General features: G+C 67.2%; 11 protein-coding genes. 5 read left to right on the top strand and 6 right to left on the bottom strand.

The features are described 5' to 3' along the window. The 6 genes from ACOMG5_RS16425 to iolG form a co-directional block, all read right to left on the bottom strand. Positions 1-3,436 (bottom strand): pyruvate carboxylase (locus ACOMG5_RS16425; RefSeq protein ID WP_420344871.1); only part of this gene is annotated, 3,436 nt, incomplete at its 3' end. Between the two features lie 101 nt (positions 3,437-3,537). Continuing rightward, a complete protein-coding gene (locus ACOMG5_RS16420; protein ID WP_420344870.1) occupies positions 3,538-4,662 on the bottom strand; it encodes a Gfo/Idh/MocA family protein in 1,125 nt (374 codons plus the stop codon). After that, a complete protein-coding gene (locus ACOMG5_RS16415; RefSeq protein ID WP_420344869.1) occupies positions 4,655-5,614 on the bottom strand; it encodes a hydroxyacid dehydrogenase in 960 nt (319 codons plus the stop codon). Before ACOMG5_RS16415 ends, ACOMG5_RS16420 begins: the two co-directional genes overlap by 8 nt. After that, a complete protein-coding gene (locus ACOMG5_RS16410) occupies positions 5,614-6,420 on the bottom strand; it encodes an HpcH/HpaI aldolase family protein (RefSeq protein ID WP_420344868.1) in 807 nt (268 codons plus the stop codon). The genes ACOMG5_RS16415 and ACOMG5_RS16410 overlap by 1 nt, the downstream gene beginning before the upstream one ends. Positions 6,421-6,431: 11 nt before the next feature. Next, the gene (locus ACOMG5_RS16405) at positions 6,432-7,862 is read right to left on the bottom strand and encodes an NAD-dependent succinate-semialdehyde dehydrogenase (protein ID WP_420344867.1); all 1,431 of its coding nucleotides are present in this window, start codon (positions 7,860-7,862) and stop codon (positions 6,432-6,434) included. 3 nt (positions 7,863-7,865) lie between these two features. Continuing rightward, positions 7,866-8,873, bottom strand: coding sequence for an inositol 2-dehydrogenase (iolG, locus tag ACOMG5_RS16400; RefSeq protein WP_420344866.1), 1,008 nt, complete (start codon positions 8,871-8,873; stop codon positions 7,866-7,868). A gap of 104 nt (positions 8,874-8,977) precedes the next feature. On the opposite strand from iolG, the gene iolD reads away from it, so the two are divergent. Genes iolD through ACOMG5_RS16375 form a run of 5 tightly spaced genes read left to right on the top strand, consistent with a single transcriptional unit; the run spans position 8,978 to position 14,781 of the window. After that, positions 8,978-10,849, top strand: a complete 1,872-nt coding sequence (gene iolD / locus ACOMG5_RS16395; protein WP_420344865.1) for a 3D-(3,5/4)-trihydroxycyclohexane-1,2-dione acylhydrolase (decyclizing) — start codon at positions 8,978-8,980, stop codon at positions 10,847-10,849. Next, positions 10,850-11,758: a myo-inosose-2 dehydratase gene (iolE, locus tag ACOMG5_RS16390; RefSeq protein ID WP_420344864.1), complete on the top strand. Its 909-nt coding sequence runs from the start codon at positions 10,850-10,852 to the stop codon at positions 11,756-11,758. Positions 11,759-11,775: 17 nt separating this feature from the next. Beyond that, complete coding sequence (locus ACOMG5_RS16385; protein ID WP_420344863.1) at positions 11,776-12,567, top strand: SDR family oxidoreductase; 792 nt, start codon at positions 11,776-11,778, stop codon at positions 12,565-12,567. Position 12,568: 1 nt separating this feature from the next. Further along, positions 12,569-13,630, top strand: a complete 1,062-nt coding sequence (locus ACOMG5_RS16380) for a sugar phosphate isomerase/epimerase family protein (RefSeq protein ID WP_420344862.1) — start codon at positions 12,569-12,571, stop codon at positions 13,628-13,630. A gap of 17 nt (positions 13,631-13,647) precedes the next feature. Then, positions 13,648-14,781 (top strand): Gfo/Idh/MocA family protein, encoded by a 1,134-nt coding sequence (locus ACOMG5_RS16375; RefSeq protein WP_420344872.1) that lies wholly within the window; start codon positions 13,648-13,650, stop codon positions 14,779-14,781. Positions 14,782-14,962: the final 181 nt, after the last annotated feature.

The following is a 14,962-nucleotide window of genomic DNA, read 5'->3' as shown; positions in this document are numbered from 1 at the left end:
CGATTTCGATGATGAGGTCTTTTGCGTCGATCTGTGTTCCCTGTGAGACGTGGATTGCCTTTACGGTACCGTCCTTGTCGGCATGGATGCCGGTTTCCATTTTCATGGCCTCGATGGTGAGGAGGAGGTCTCCGGCCTTGACGGCCTGTCCCGGGGTGACGGCGACGGAGGCGATGGCGCCGGGCATGGGGGCGCCGATCTGGCCGGGGTTTGCCGGGTCTGCCTTGGGCCGAGCCTTGACTGCGGCGCGGGCGGAGCGGTTCGGCACCCGGGCCGAGCGCGGCTGGCCGTTGAGCTCGAAGAACACCTTCACCTCGCCGGCCTCGTCGGTCTCGGACGCGGTCTGGTAGCGGATCTCCAGGGTCTTGCCCGGGTCGATCTCGACCGAGATCTCGTCGCCCTGGCGCATGCCGTAGAAGAACACCGGCGTGGGCAGGGTGCGCACCGGGCCGTACTGGCGGTGGCGGACCATGTAATCCACATAGACCTTGGGATACATCAGATAGGCGGCGAGCTCATGATCGGCGATCTCGTAGCCCGAGAGCTCGGCCTCCAGCTTCGCGCGGGTGGCCTCCAGATCGACGGCGGGCAGGTGCTTGCCGGGGCGGTCGGTGGCGGGGGGCTCGCCCTTCAGCACGCGGGCCGCGATATCGGCGGGCCAGCCGCCCGGGGGCTGGCCGAGGTTGCCCTTCAGCATGTCGACGACCGAATCCGGGAAGGCCATGTCCTTGGCGGGGTTCAGCACATCGGCGCGGGTGAGCCCCTGCGCCACCATCATCAGCGCCATGTCGCCCACCACCTTCGAGGAGGGCGTGACCTTGACGATATCGCCGAAGATCTGGTTCGCATCGGCATAGGCCTGGGCGACCTCGTGCCAGCGCTCCTCGAGGCCCAGCGAGCGCGCCTGCGCCTTCAGGTTGGTGAACTGGCCGCCCGGCATTTCGTGCAGATAGACTTCGGAGGCCGGCGCCTCGAGGCCGCTCTCGAAGGCGGCATACTGGTGGCGCACCGCCTCCCAGTAGTTCGACATCCGCCGGATCGTGCCGATATCGAGCCCGGTGTCGCGCTCGGTATGGGCCAGCGCCTCGACGATGGAGCCGAGGCAGGGCTGCGAGGTGCCGCCCGAGAAGGCGTCCATCGCCGCATCGACCGCATCCACTCCGGCCTCCGCCGCCGCCAGCACCGAGGCGCCGGAGATGCCCGAGGTATCATGGGTGTGGAAGTGGACGGGGATGCCCACCTCCTCCTTCAGCGCCTTCACCAGCACCCGGGCGGCAGCGGGCTTCAAAAGCCCCGCCATGTCCTTCAGCCCGAGCACATGCGCGCCCGCCGCCTCCAGCTCCTTCGCCATGCCGACGTAGTATTTCAGGTCGTATTTGGCGCGCTCGGGGTTCAGGATATCGCCGGTATAGCAGATCGTGCCCTCGCAGATCTTGCCGGCCTCCACCACCGCATCCATCGCGACGCGCATGTTCTCGACCCAGTTCAGGCTGTCGAACACGCGGAACACATCGACCCCCTCGCGCGCCGCCTGCTGCACGAAGAAGGCCACGACATTGTCGGGGTAGTTGGTATAGCCCACGCCGTTGGAGGCGCGCAGCAGCATCTGCGTCAGGATGTTGGGCATGCGCGCGCGGATGTCGCGCAGGCGCTGCCAGGGGCATTCCTGCAAGAAGCGGTAGGCCACGTCGAAGGTGGCGCCGCCCCAGCATTCGACCGAGAACAGCCCGCCCAGATTGGCCGCATAGACGGGCGCGGCCGTGACCATGTCGATCGAGCGCATCCGCGTGGCCAGAAGGCTCTGGTGGCCGTCGCGCATCGTCGTGTCGGTGATCAGCAGCCGCTTTTGCGCCAGCATCCAGTCCGCCACCGCCTTCGGGCCCTGCGCCTCCAGCAGGTCGCGGGTGCCGGGCGCCACCGGGCCCTTCACCGGCGGCAGCCGCGGCGGCTTCGCCTCGGCGGCGGGCTTCGGCCGGCCGGTGGTCTCGGGGTGCCCGTTCACGCTGATATCGGCGATATAGGTCAGGATCTTGGTCGCCCGGTCCTCGCGCTTCTTGAACTCGAAGAGCTCGGGCGTGGTGTCGATGAACTTCGTCGTGTAGCTCATGTCGAGGAAGGTCGGGTGCTTGAGCAGGTTCACCACGAAGTCGATATTGGTGCTGACCCCGCGGATCCGGAATTCGCGCAGCGCCCGGTCCATGCGGTGGATCGCCTGATCGGGCGTCTGCGCCCAGGCGGTGACCTTCACCAGCAGGCTGTCATAATAGCGGGTGACGACGCCGCCGGCATAGGCGGTGCCGCCATCGAGCCGGATCCCCATGCCGGTCGCGGTGCGGTAGGCGGTGATGCGGCCGTAATCGGGGATGAAGTTGTTCTGCGGGTCCTCGGTCGTCACCCGGCATTGCAGCGCATGGCCCGATAGCTTCACCTCCGCCTGCGAGGCGACGCCCGTGGCCTCGGCCAGGCTCGCGCCTTCGGCGATGCGGATCTGCGCCTGCACGATGTCGATCCCGGTGACCTCTTCGGTGACCGTATGCTCCACCTGCACGCGGGGGTTCACCTCGATGAAGTAGAACTTGCCCTCGTCCATATCCATCAGAAATTCGACGGTGCCGGCGCATTCATAGTTCACATGGGCGCAGATCCGGCGGCCCATTTCGCAGACCTCGGCGCGCTGCGCCTCCGACAGATAGGGCGCGGGCGCGCGCTCCACCACCTTCTGGTTGCGCCGCTGCACGGTGCAGTCGCGCTCGTAGAGGTGATAGATCTGGCCATGCTTGTCGCCGAGGATCTGCACCTCGACGTGGCGCGCGCGCTGGATCATCTTCTCCAGATAGCCCTCGCCATTGCCGAAGGCGGCCTCGGCCTCGCGCCGGCCCTCGCGCACCTTGCCCTCCAGCTCCTCGGGCCCGAGGATCGGGCGCATGCCGCGCCCGCCGCCGCCCCAGCTGGCCTTCAGCATCAGCGGATAGCCGATCGCGCCCGCTTCCGCGCGGATCGCCTCGAAATCATCGCCCAGAACCTCGGTTGCCGGAATGACCGGCACGCCGGCCTGAATCGCCACCCGACGCGCCGAGGCCTTGTCTCCCAGGGCCCGCATCGTGGCCGCCTTCGGCCCGATGAAGGCAATGCCCGCCGCATCGCAGGCCTCCACGAAATCGGGGTTCTCCGACAAAAGCCCATAGCCCGGATGGATCGCATCCGCGCCGCATTCCTGCGCCACCCGGATGATCTCGGGGATGCTCAGATAGGCCCCGACCGGGCTCAACCCCGCCCCGATCCGATAGGCCTCGTCTGCCTTGAACCGGTGCAGGCTCAGCTTGTCCTCTTCCGCATAAACCGCAACCGTGCGCTTCCCCAGCTCATTCGCAGCACGCATCACACGGATCGCTATCTCGCCACGGTTCGCTACCAATATCTTGCGGAACATCGCCACTCCTTCAGGTGGGGCGGGTGCCCGGCAGGGATACCGGGCACCCGAGGGGCGGGGAGCGCCCCGGCTGACCGCCGGCGGGAGGAGACCCGGCGGCGATGACATCAGGCCGGCACACGCAGCCATTGCCGCGCGGCGGAGGACTTCTGGATGGTTTCCACCAAGCGCTGGATCCTGAGGCCCGCGGCGAAGCCGAAGGGCTCCGGGGTCTCGCCTGCGATGGCGCGGATATAGCCCTCGACCTCGATCGCCTTCAGGTCGTTGAAGCCGAGCTGGTGGCCCGGGGCGACGCAGAAGCGGCCATAGGGCGGGTGATCGGGCGCGGCCTCGATGCGGCGGAAGCCGCGGCGGCCGGGCGCATCCGCGGTGGAATAGAAATGCAGCTCGTTGAAGCGCTCCTGGGTGAAGGCCAGCGCGCCCCTGGTGCCATAGACCTCGAAGTCATGCTGCATCTTGCGGCCGGTGGCGATCCAGTTGCCCTCGATCGAGCCCTGCGCGCCATTGCCGAAGCGCAGGAAGGCGCGGCCGACATCGTCTACTGTGACCTTGCGGGTGCCGCCCTTGCCATCGGGGCGCTCGCCGATCTGGGTGATGCAATCGCCCATCACATCGGTGATCGGGCCGAGCAGGAATTCCGCCGTGGCGAGCGCATGGCTGCCGATATCGGCCAGCGCGCCGCCACCCGCGGGATCGTGGCGGAAGCTGTAGGCGCCCGCGGCATCGGCCATGTAATCCTCGGCATGCAGGCCGCGGTAGCCGCGGATCTCGCCCAGCTCGCCCGCGGCGATCATCTCGCGCGCGAGGCGCAGCATCGGGTTGCACAGGTAGTTGAACCCGACCTGCGTCTTCACCCCTTTTGCCGCGGCGGCATCCGCCATTTCTCGCGCATCGGCAGCCAGGGGCGCGAGCGGCTTTTCGCAATAGACATGCTTGCCCGCGGCAATGGCCGCGAGCGCCATGTCCTTGTGCAGCGCATTGGGCGCGGTGATGTCGATCATGTCGATCTCGGGATTGGCGATCAGGGTGCGCCAGTCCGTCGTGTGGTGGGCGAAACCGAATTCACGCGCGGCGCGGGCGGCGGCTTCTTCGGTGATATCGGCGACGGTATGGAGCTCCAGCCGGTAGGGCAGGTCGAAGACCTTCTGCGCGGAGGCGAAGCCGAAGACATGGGCCTTGCCCATGAAGCCGGTGCCGATCAGGCCGATGCGGAGGACGGGTTTTTCAGACATGTGCGAAATCCGGGTTGACGATCAGGTGCCGGTCGATGCTGCCGGTGAGGTAATCGAGCGCGTTGTGGATGGAAGCGATGGCCATGCGTTCGCCGCATTCGGCGGTGAGGCCTGCGATATGGGGCGAGAGGAGCGCGTTGCGCTGCGCAAAGAGCGGCGAGCTTTCGGGGGGCTCGGTATCGAACACATCGACCCCCGCCGCACCGACCTGGCCCGTGGCGAGCGCATCAGCGAGCGCCTGTTCGCAGACAACCCCGCCGCGTGCGGTATTGGCGAGGATCACCCCCGGCTTCATCCGCGCGATTTCCGCGGCCCCGATCGCGGGCCGTGCGCCCTTCGGGATATGGACGGAAATGCAATCGGCCCAGGCGAGGCCCTCTTCGAGCGAGACCGGCGCCACCGGCCCTTCGGGCCAGCCCGCGCGCTCAAGGAAGGGGTCGTGCGCCTTCACGCTCATGCCAAAGCCCTGCGCCATCCGCGCCAGATGCCGCCCGATCCGGCCATAGCCGAGGATGAGGAGGTTCTTGCCCGAGATCTCCTGCTGCTCCAGCCGGTTGCGCCAGCCCCAGTCGTGCCCGCGCACGGAATGGTCGGCCGCCAGCACCCGCTTGGCGCAGGCCAGCAGCTGCATCATCGCATGTTCGGCCACGGAGACGGAATTGACATCGCCGACGATGGTCAGCGCGATGCCCCGCGCATTCAGCGCCTGCAGGTCTACGGAATCGTAGCCGACGCCATGGCGCGAGACGACCTTCAGCCGGGCGGCCTGCGCGATTGTTGCAGCCGAGAGCGGCTGCGTGCGGATCACCAGCGCATCGGCGCGCGCAATCAGCGGCGCGTAGGAGGGCTCCGAGACCTCCTCGACGTAATCGACGCTCACCCCGCGCGCGGGCAGCTCGCGCAGCAGCGCCTCGCCCGAAGGATGGAGCTTTCCGGCAACCAGAAGATGCATCAGTAGGCTCCTTTCGTGGCGGCGGCGGGCGCGGCGCCTGTCAGCTCGCGCCAGCGCGCGACCGAGGCGCCCGCGGCCGCGGCGAGGAAGCGGGAATCGCCGCCGACGGTGGTCAGGTCGAACCCCCAGCCGATCGCTTTCGCGGCATAATCCGGCGTGCCGCAATGGATGCAGGCGCGGATGCCATTGGCCTTGCAGGCGGCGAGGATGCGTCGGATCAGCGTGACCATCACGTCCTCCTCACGGTCGAAGCCGGGGGGGAGGGCGCCCATCTGCGTGCCGAGCGTGAGGTCCGCCGGGCCGATATAGATGCCGTCGATGCCCGGGGTGGCGGCGATGGCCTCCAGATTGTCCACGCCCTGCTGCGTCTCGATCATGGCGAGCGCCAGCACCTCGTCATTTGCCGCGGTGCCGTAGCTGCCATAGGCGAAGGCCGCGCGGGTGGGGCCGAAGCTGCGCTGGCCATCCGGCGGATAGCGCAGGTAGCTCACGAATTCGGCGGCCTCCGCGGCGGAATTCACCATCGGGCAGATGATCCCCTGCGCGCCCGCATCCAGCGCCTTCATGATTGCGCCGGGCTCGCGCCAGGGCACCCGCACCATCGGCGTGACGCCCGAAGCGCGCATCGCCTGCAGCATCGGCAGCACCGACGCATAATCCAGTGCGCCGTGCTGGGCGTCGATGGTGACGCTGTCGTAGCCCTGCGCCGCCATGATCTCGGCGGTGAAGGGATTGCCGATCGAGAGCCAGCCGTTGATGGCCGGGCGCCCCTCGGCCCATTGGGCCTTCAGCCTGTTTCTGAACATCGTCCCCTCCCTCAGAACACGATCTGCGCGAGCTTGGTGTCGAGGTAATCCTCGATCCCCTCGGTGCCGCCTTCGCGGCCCATGCCGGAATGATTGGTGCCGCCGAAGGGCGCCTCCGAGGCCGCAAGCGCGAAGCTGTTGATCCCGACCATCCCCGCCTTCAGCGCCGCCACCGTGCGCCGGGCGCGGTCGGGCGAGCGGGTGAAGGCATAGGCCGAGAGCCCCATGTCGGAGGCGTTCGCGCGGCGCAGCACCTCCTCTTCGGTACTGAACCGGGTGATGGCGGCGATGGGCCCGAAATTCTCTTCGGCGAAGACCTTCATCCCGTCGGTGATATCGGAGAGCACGGTGGGCTCGAAGAAATAGCCGCCGTTCAGATGCGCCGGGCGTTTGCCGCCATGGGCGAGCGTCGCCCCGGCGCGCAGGGCGTCCTGCACGATCGCCTCGATTTCCCCGAGCCGCCCGCCGTTGATCAGCGGCCCCATGCCGGTGTCCGGATCGAGCCCGTCGCCGAGGCGGATCTTGGCGGTGCGTGCCACGAATCCCGCAACGAAGGCGTCATGCAGGCTGTCATGCACGAAGATCCGGTCCGGCGTGACGCAGACCTGCCCGCAATTGGCGAATTTCGTGGCCACGGTCAGATCAAGCGCGGTTTCCAGGTCGGCGTCGTCATAGATGATCAGCGGCGCATTGCCCCCGAGCTCCATCGACACCCTCTTTACCGTTGCGGCCGCGTCGCGGATCATCTGCTGGCCGACGCGGGTCGAGCCGGTGAGCGACACCTTGCGCACACGGGTATCGGCCATGATCGGGCCATAGGTGTCGGCGGTGGCGCCGACGACGAGGTTCACGGCGCCATCGGGCAGGCCGGCCGCGCGCAGGCAATCCACCATCACCATCGCCACGCCGGGCGTCTGCGAGGAGGGCCGCAGCACCACGGAGCAGCCGGCCGCCAGAGCGGGCGCGAGCTTGCGCGCGGGCAGGGCGGCGGGGAAGTTCCAGGCGGTGAAGGCCCCGACGATGCCCACCGGCTCGCGGCTCACCTCGAAGCGCCCGCCGGGCACGCGGCTCTCGATCACGCGCCCATAGATGCGCCGGGCCTCCTCTGCGAACCAGCGGAACTGGTCGCAGGCCAGCCCCCATTCGCGCCCCGCCTGCACGATCGGCTTGCCGGTCTCGGAGGCGATCATGCGCGCGGCCTCATCGGTGCGGCGGATCATCTCGTCCGCGGCCCGGTGCAGCGCCTCGGCGCGGGCAAAGCCGCCCATGGCGCGAAGCTGCGGCAGCGCGCGGGCCGCGGCCTCGATCGCGGCGCGCGTCTCTTCTGCCGTCGCCATCGGGACGGCCCCGAGCGGCTTTTCGGTGACCGGAGAAATGACCTCTCCCGTTACGGTGCCGGGGGTCCAGCTACCGTCGATGAACAATCCGAATTTGGAATACATGTCTTACCCGATATCGCTGGTTTTGATGCTGCGGCCTTCCGCGGCGGAGCGGATCGCGGCTTCCGCCAGGATCAGCGCCTGGCGTCCGTCCTCGAAGCCCACCGGCGGCTGGTGTCCCTGTTCCACCGCATCGACGAAGGCGCCGATCTCGGCGGCGAAGGCGTCGTGGTAGCGGTCGATGAAGAAGTTCTTCAGCGGCGCGGCGCGGTGGGTGAATTCGGCGCCATAGAGCCGCATCTGGTCCAGGGTCCGGTTCTCCGAAATCGCCATCCCGGCGGAGCCGAAGGCCTCCACGCGCTGGTCGTAGCCATAGACGGCACGGCGCGAATTGCTGATGATCGCCTGCTTGCCCGAGGCAGTGGTGAGGACCGCGGTGATGGTGTCGTAGTCGTTGCAGCGCGCCATCAGCTCCGGGTCCACCAGCCGCGATCCGGTGGCGCAGACCTCGGTCACATCCTCGCCGAGGATGAAGCGGGCCATGTCGAAATCGTGGATCGTCATGTCGCGGAAGATCCCGCCCGAAGCCTCGATATAGGCCGCGGGCGCCATGCCCGGATCGCGCGAGGTGATCACCACCTGATGCAGATCGCCGATCCGGCCATCGGCGATGGCCCGGCGCACGGCGGCATGGCCGCTGTCGAAGCGGCGCACGAAGCCGAGCATGATCGGGATGGGCGATCCTGCAATTTTTGTTGCGCAGGCATTCACGCGGGAGAGCGACAGGTCGATCGGCTTTTCGCAGAGCGCGGGCTTGCCGGCGGCGACGGCCTGCTCCAGCAGATCGGCATGGGTGGCCGTCGAGGTCGCGATCAGGACCGCGTCCACCTCTGCCGAAGCAAACACGGCCTCGGCCGATTCGAACCGGGTAACCCCAAGTTTTTCAGAGACTTCCTCCGCGGCAGGGGCATATACGTCGAACACGCCCGCCAGCGCCGCACGCGGATGTGCGGCAATGTTTTCCGCATGCATGCGGCCGATGCGGCCCACGCCAAGCACTGCAATTCGTAGCATCGAGGCTCCTCCCGAGATCTTTGGCAATAATCATTGCAATGCCGTTTCAATGTCAATATGCATTCCGTAATATCCAGACACAGACATCCGCAGGAGGAGGCGAGATGACCCGCAAGACCGTGCGCCTGACCATGGCACAGGCCCTGGTGCGTTACCTTTGCAACCAGTTCACAGAGATCGACGGCACGCGCGTGCCGCTGTTCGCCGGCGTGTTCGGCATCTTCGGCCATGGAAATGTCACCTGCCTGTCCGAGGCGCTCGAGCAGGTGCAGGACCAGCTGCCGACCTGGCGCGGCCAGAACGAGCAGACGATGGCGCTGGCCGCGATCGGCTTCGCGAAGGCGAAGAAGCGCCGCCAGATCATGGTGGCGGCGACCTCCATCGGCCCGGGCGCGCTCAATATGGTCACGGCCGCGGGCGTGGCGATGGCGAACCGGCTGCCGGTGCTGCTGATCGCGGGGGATACGTTCGCGAACCGCCTGCCGGACCCGGTGCTGCAGCAAGTCGAGCATTTCGGCGACCCGACGATCACCGCGAACGATGCGTTCAAATCCGTGGTGCGCTACTGGGACCGGATCGTTCTGCCCGAGCAGATCCTGCAATCGCTACCGCAGGCCGTGGCGACGATGCTGGACCCGGCCGATTGCGGCCCGGCCTTCATCGGCCTCGCGCAGGACACGCAGGAACTGGCCTATGACTATCCGGAAGTGTTCTTCGCGCCGAAGCTCTGGAAGATCCCGCGCCCGCGCGCGGACCGCGATGCGATTGCGGCGGCGGCGGAGCTGCTGAAGGGGGCGAAGCGGCCGCTGATCATTTCAGGCGGTGGCGTGCGCTATTCCGATGCAAATGGCGTTGTGGCCGATTTCGCGGCCAGGCGCGGCATCCCGGTGGTGGAGACCATCGCCGGCAAGGGCACGGTTTCGCATGATCATCCGGTGCATGCCGGCCCGATCGGGATCGTGGGCTCGACCTCGGCCAATGCGCTGGCGAAGGAGGCCGATGTGATCCTCGCGATCGGCACCCGGCTGCAGGATTTCACCACCGGCTCCTGGACGGCCTTCGCGCAGGATGCGCAGTTCATCTCCGTCAATGCGGCGCGATTCGATGCGGTGAAGCACCGCGCGCTTTCGGTAGTGGGCGATGCGCGCGAGACGGTGGCGGAGCTCGATGCGGCGCTCGGGGGCTGGGCGGCCGATGCCGGGCTGATGAAGCGCGCGAAAACGCTCTTTGCCGAATGGAACAAGCTCCTCGACGACGTTCAGGCGCCGACCAACGATCCGGTACCCTCCTATGCGCAGGTGGTCGCGGTGCTGAACAAGGTCGCCGGGCCCAATGACACGCTGATTTCGGCCGCGGGCGGTACGCCCGGCGAGGTGGTGAAGGGCTGGAAGGTGAAGAACCCCGACACCTTCGATTGCGAATTCGGCTTCTCCTGCATGGGCTACGAGATCCCCGCGGGCTGGGGCTGCGCGATGGCGCAGGAGGGCCCGGGCGGGACCGGCGGCACGCCGATCGTGATGCTGGGCGACGGCACCTACATGATGGCCAATTCCGATGTCTATTCGGCGGCGCTGACCGGGCACAAGATGGTGGTCGTGGTCTGCGACAATGGCGGCTACGCGGTCATCAACCGGCTGCAGCAGGCCAAGGGCGTCCCGGGCTTCAACAACCTGCTGGCCGATTGCCGGATCCGGAACCGGGACAACCCGCTGCATGTGGATTTCGTCAAACATGCCGAGGCGATGGGCGCGAAGGCGATCCGGGCCGAGGGGCTGGCCGATCTGGAGGCCGCGATGAAGGAGGCGCTCGCCCATGACGGGATCACGGTGGTCAACATCGTGTCGGATGCATGGAAATGGGTGCCGGGCGATGCGGACTGGGACGTGGGCGTGCCGGAAGTATCGCAATTCGAAACCGTGCGGGCCGCGCGCAAGGCGCAGGAAAAGATCCGCGAAGCACAGCGACTGGGTGTATAAATGAAAGCCAAACTGGGTATTGCCCCGATCGCGTGGTGGAACGACGACCTCGCGGAACTTTCGGATGATGTCAGCCTAGAGGAATGCCTCCGGCAGGCCTCGGTCGCGGGCTTCACCGGCATGGAGACCGGCCGCCGCTTCCCGATGGACATGGCCGAGCTCGGCCCGGTGCTGGAGCGGTTCGGAATTTCGGTCTGCGGCGGCTGGTTCTCGGGCCTGCTGCTTGATGGCGACATCGAGGTGGAGAAGGAGCGCATCGCGCAGCAGATGGAATTCTTCATCGCCGCCGGTGCGCCCTGCATCGTCTATGGCGAGACTGCGCGCTCGATCCAGGGCTTGCGTGCGGCGCCGCTGGCCACGAAGCCGAAGCTGACCGAGGCCGAGATGGCCACCTATGGCCGCAAGATGAGCGATTTCGCCGATTGGTGCGCAGGCCAGGGGATGCCGATTTCCTACCACCACCACATGGCGGCGGCGGTGGAAACGGAGGCCGAGCTCGACCTCTTCATGAAGCATTCCTCGGTGCCGCTGCTGTTCGACGCGGGCCACATGGCCTTCGCGGGCGGCGACGTGACGCGGGTGATCGAGACCCATCACGCGCGGATCACCCATGTCCATACCAAGGACATCCGCCGCGCGGTGGTCGATGCACTGGACCGCGGGCGGGAGAGCTTCCTCGATGCGGTGATCAAGGGCGCCTTCACCGTCCCGGGCGATGGCTCGCTCGATTTCGAGGCGATCGTGAAGGCGCTGGCGGCGAAGGGCTATGAGGGATGGTTCGTCGTCGAGGCGGAGCAGGACCCGGTGGCCAATCCGCCGCTGGAGATGGCGCAGAAAGGGCACAGGGAGCTGCTGCGGGTCATGGCCGCGGCGGGCTATGAAGTGATTGGCGCGAAGGTGTCGCAATGAATCGCATTGATGGAAAAGTGGCCGTCATCACCGGCGGTACGCAGGGCCTGGGCGCGGCGATCGCGCGGCTGTTCGCGGAGGCGGGGGCGGCGGGCCTGGTGATCGTCGGGCGCGGCCTCGAGAAGGGCAAGGCGGTCGCGGCCGAGATCACCGCGAGGACCGGGGTTCCGGTGGAGATGGTCGCAGCCGACCTCGGCGATATCGACGAGGTGCGCGCGATCATCCCGGCCGCCGACAAGCGCTTTGGCCGGGTGGATATCGTGGTCAACGCCGCCGGCCTGACCGACCGGGGCAACATGCTCAATACCACGCCCGAGCTGTTTGACCGGATGTTCGCGGTGAATACCCGCGCGCCGTTCTTTCTGATCCAGGATGCGGCGAAGGTGATGATCCGCGAGGGGATCGAGGGCCGGATCGTCAATATCGGCTCTATGTCGGGCCTGACCGGGCAGCCGTTCCTCGCGCCCTATTCGGCCTCCAAGGGTGCGCTGGCCACGGTGACGCGCCATGCGGGCTTTGCGCTGATGCGGCACCGGATCCATGTGAACCAGCTCGATATCGGCTGGATGAACTCCGACCACGAACGCAAGCTCGTGCTCTCCGAAACCGGAGATCCGACCTTCATCGACCGGATGGCGGCCGCGAAGCCCTTCGGCCGGATCCTCGATCCGAAGGAGGTCGCGAAGGCGGTGCTGTGGATGGCCTCCGCGGATGGCGGCATGATGACCGGCGCGGTGATCCCGTTCGACCAGTCCGTCTATGGCGGCTATGACGATGCGCCGGTGCCGGCGGCGAAGCTGGAGGCCTGAGATGCGCACGATCAAGGGGCCGGGGGTATTCCTGGCCCAGTTCGCAGCCGATGAGGCGCCCTATGACTCGCTCGCGGGCCTGGCCGGATGGGCGGCGCAGAAGGGCTTCAAGGGCGTGCAGATCCCGACCTGGGATACCCGCCTGATCGACATGAAGCAGGCCGCCGAAAGCGAGACCTATTGCGACGAGATCCGCGGGCTTCTGGCCGATCACGGGCTGCAGATCACCGAATTCGCCTCCCATATCACCGGGCAGCTGGTGGCGGTGCATCCGGCCCACGACCAGATCATGGACAGTTTCGCGCCCGCGCCCGTGCGCGGCAATCCGGCCGCGCGCCGGGCCTGGGCCGAGGAGCAGCTGCGCTTTGCCGCGCGCGCGTCGAAGCGGCTCGGGATCGACCGGCATGTGACCTTCTCCGGCGCGCTGCTGTGGCCCTATCTCTATCCCTATCCGCAATGGCCGGAAGGGCTGGTCGAGGAGGGCTTCGACGAGCTGGCGAAGCGCTGGACGCCGATCCTCGATGATTTCGATGCCCATGGCGTTGATGTCTGCTACGAGATCCACCCCTGCGAAGACCTGCACGACGGCCATTCCTGGGAATATTTCCTGGAGAAGGTGAAGGGCCATCCGCGCGCGAACCTGATGTACGACCCGTCGCATTTCGTATTGCAGGCGCTGGATTACCTGGCCTTCATCGACCATTACCACGACCGGATCCGCACCTTCCATGTGAAGGACGCGGAGTTCCGCCCCGATGGCAAATCGGGCGCCTATGGCGGCTATCAGCCCTGGGCGAAGCGAGCCGGCCGCTTCCGCAGCCCCGGCGACGGCCAGGTCGATTTCGGCGCGATCTTCACCAAACTGTCCACCTATGGCTTCGATGGCTGGGCGGTGCTGGAGTGGGAATGCTTCATCAAGAACCCGGAGGACGGCGCCCGCGAAGGCGCGCAGTTCATCGCGGACCACATCATCCGGGTGTCGGACCGTGCATTCGATGATTTTGTGAAATCCGGCGCCGATCGCGCCGCGAACCGGGCGATGCTCGGGCTGGAGGGAGCATGAGCGTGTTGCGTCTGGGAATGGTCGGCGGCGGGCAGGGTGCCTATATCGGCAATATCCACCGGCTGGCCGCGCGGCTGGACGGGCAGTGGCAGCTGGTGGCGGGGGCCTTCGACGTGGACCCGGCCCGCGGGCGGGAGTTCGCGATCGGGCAGGGGCTCGATCCGGCGCGCAGCTACGGCAGCTATCAGGAGCTGATCGCGGGCGAGGCCGGGCGCGCGGACCGGGTCGATGCCGTGGCCATCTGCACGCCGAACTTCACCCATTACCCGATCGCGAAAGCGCTGATCGAGGCCGGGTTCGACGTGATCTGCGAGAAGCCACTCACGGCCACGCTCGCTGACGCCGTGGCGCTGGAGGCGCTGGCGCGTGAAAGCGGCCGCTTCGTGGGCGTGACCTATACCTATTCGGGCTATCCGATGGTGCATGAGGCGCGGGTGCGGGTGGCCGCGGGCGAGATCGGCGCGGTGCGCACCGTGCAGGTGGAATATCCGCTGGAATGGATGGCGACCGCGATCGAGCAGCAGGGCAATGCCCAGGCCGCCTGGCGCACCGACCCGACGAAAAACGGCCGCGGCGGCTCCATCGGCGATATCGGCACCCATGCCTATCATCTGGCGGGCTTCGTCACCGGGCTGAAGCTCGAGAGCCTCACCGCGGATCTCGCGACCTTCGTGGCCGGGCGTTCGCTCGATGACAATGCCCATGTGCTCTTGCGCTATCAGGGGGGGGCGCGCGGGCTTCTGTGGTCCTCGCAGGTGGCGATCGGCAATTCGAACGGGGTGCGGCTGCGGGTCTTCGGCGAGAAGGGCTCGTTCCAGTGGTTCCAAGAGCAGCCGAACGAGCTGATCTTCACCCCGCTCGACGGCCGTGTGCAGACCATCAAGCGCGGCGCGGAGGGCCTGTCCGAGGATGCCAGGGTCCGGACCCGGACCCCGCCCGGCCATCCCGAGGGCTATCTGGTGGCCTTCGCGAACCTTTACGCCGGGTTTGCGGAGGCGATCCGGGCGCGCAGGGAAGGCCGCGCGCCGGGGGCACTCGGGCAGAACCTGCCGCTCGCCTATGACGGGCTGAAGGGTGTTGCCTTCGTCGAGGCGGTGGTCGACAGCCACGAAGCCGCGGACCAGCCCTGGATCACGCCGGTGGCCGTCTGAGACCGGGAGGCGGGGGCAGCGCCCCCGCCTTCGGCCGTCTTTGGGAGGAGGCGTCGATGAAGCATCTTGACGTAGTTACGATTGGGCGTGCGGGGGTTGATCTTTACGGGTCTCAGGTTGGCGGTCTTCTTGAGGAGATGGGGTCCTTCGAGAAGTACATCGGGGGCAGCCCGACGAATAT

Origin of the sequence: Paenirhodobacter sp. (assembly GCF_041916475.1) — a bacterium.
Classification (GTDB): domain Bacteria; phylum Pseudomonadota; class Alphaproteobacteria; order Rhodobacterales; family Rhodobacteraceae; genus Rhodobacter.
This window is presented reverse-complemented; position numbering and strand designations above follow the sequence as displayed.

What these genes read in the sequence shown, in the direction of transcription:
- ACOMG5_RS16420 (WP_420344870.1), bottom strand. Translation starts at nt 4,662, where the DNA reads ATGTCTGAAAAACCCGTCCTCCGCATCGGCCTGATCGGCACCGGCTTC.
- ACOMG5_RS16415 (WP_420344869.1), bottom strand. Translation starts at nt 5,614, where the DNA reads ATGCATCTTCTGGTTGCCGGAAAGCTCCATCCTTCGGGCGAGGCGCTG.
- ACOMG5_RS16410 (WP_420344868.1), bottom strand. Translation starts at nt 6,420, where the DNA reads ATGTTCAGAAACAGGCTGAAGGCCCAATGGGCCGAGGGGCGCCCGGCC.
- ACOMG5_RS16405 (WP_420344867.1), bottom strand. Translation starts at nt 7,862, where the DNA reads ATGTATTCCAAATTCGGATTGTTCATCGACGGTAGCTGGACCCCCGGC.
- iolG (WP_420344866.1), bottom strand. Translation starts at nt 8,873, where the DNA reads ATGCTACGAATTGCAGTGCTTGGCGTGGGCCGCATCGGCCGCATGCAT.
- iolD (WP_420344865.1), top strand. Translation starts at nt 8,978, where the DNA reads ATGACCCGCAAGACCGTGCGCCTGACCATGGCACAGGCCCTGGTGCGT.
- iolE (WP_420344864.1), top strand. Translation starts at nt 10,850, where the DNA reads ATGAAAGCCAAACTGGGTATTGCCCCGATCGCGTGGTGGAACGACGAC.
- ACOMG5_RS16380 (WP_420344862.1), top strand. Translation starts at nt 12,569, where the DNA reads ATGCGCACGATCAAGGGGCCGGGGGTATTCCTGGCCCAGTTCGCAGCC.
- ACOMG5_RS16375 (WP_420344872.1), top strand. Translation starts at nt 13,648, where the DNA reads ATGGTCGGCGGCGGGCAGGGTGCCTATATCGGCAATATCCACCGGCTG.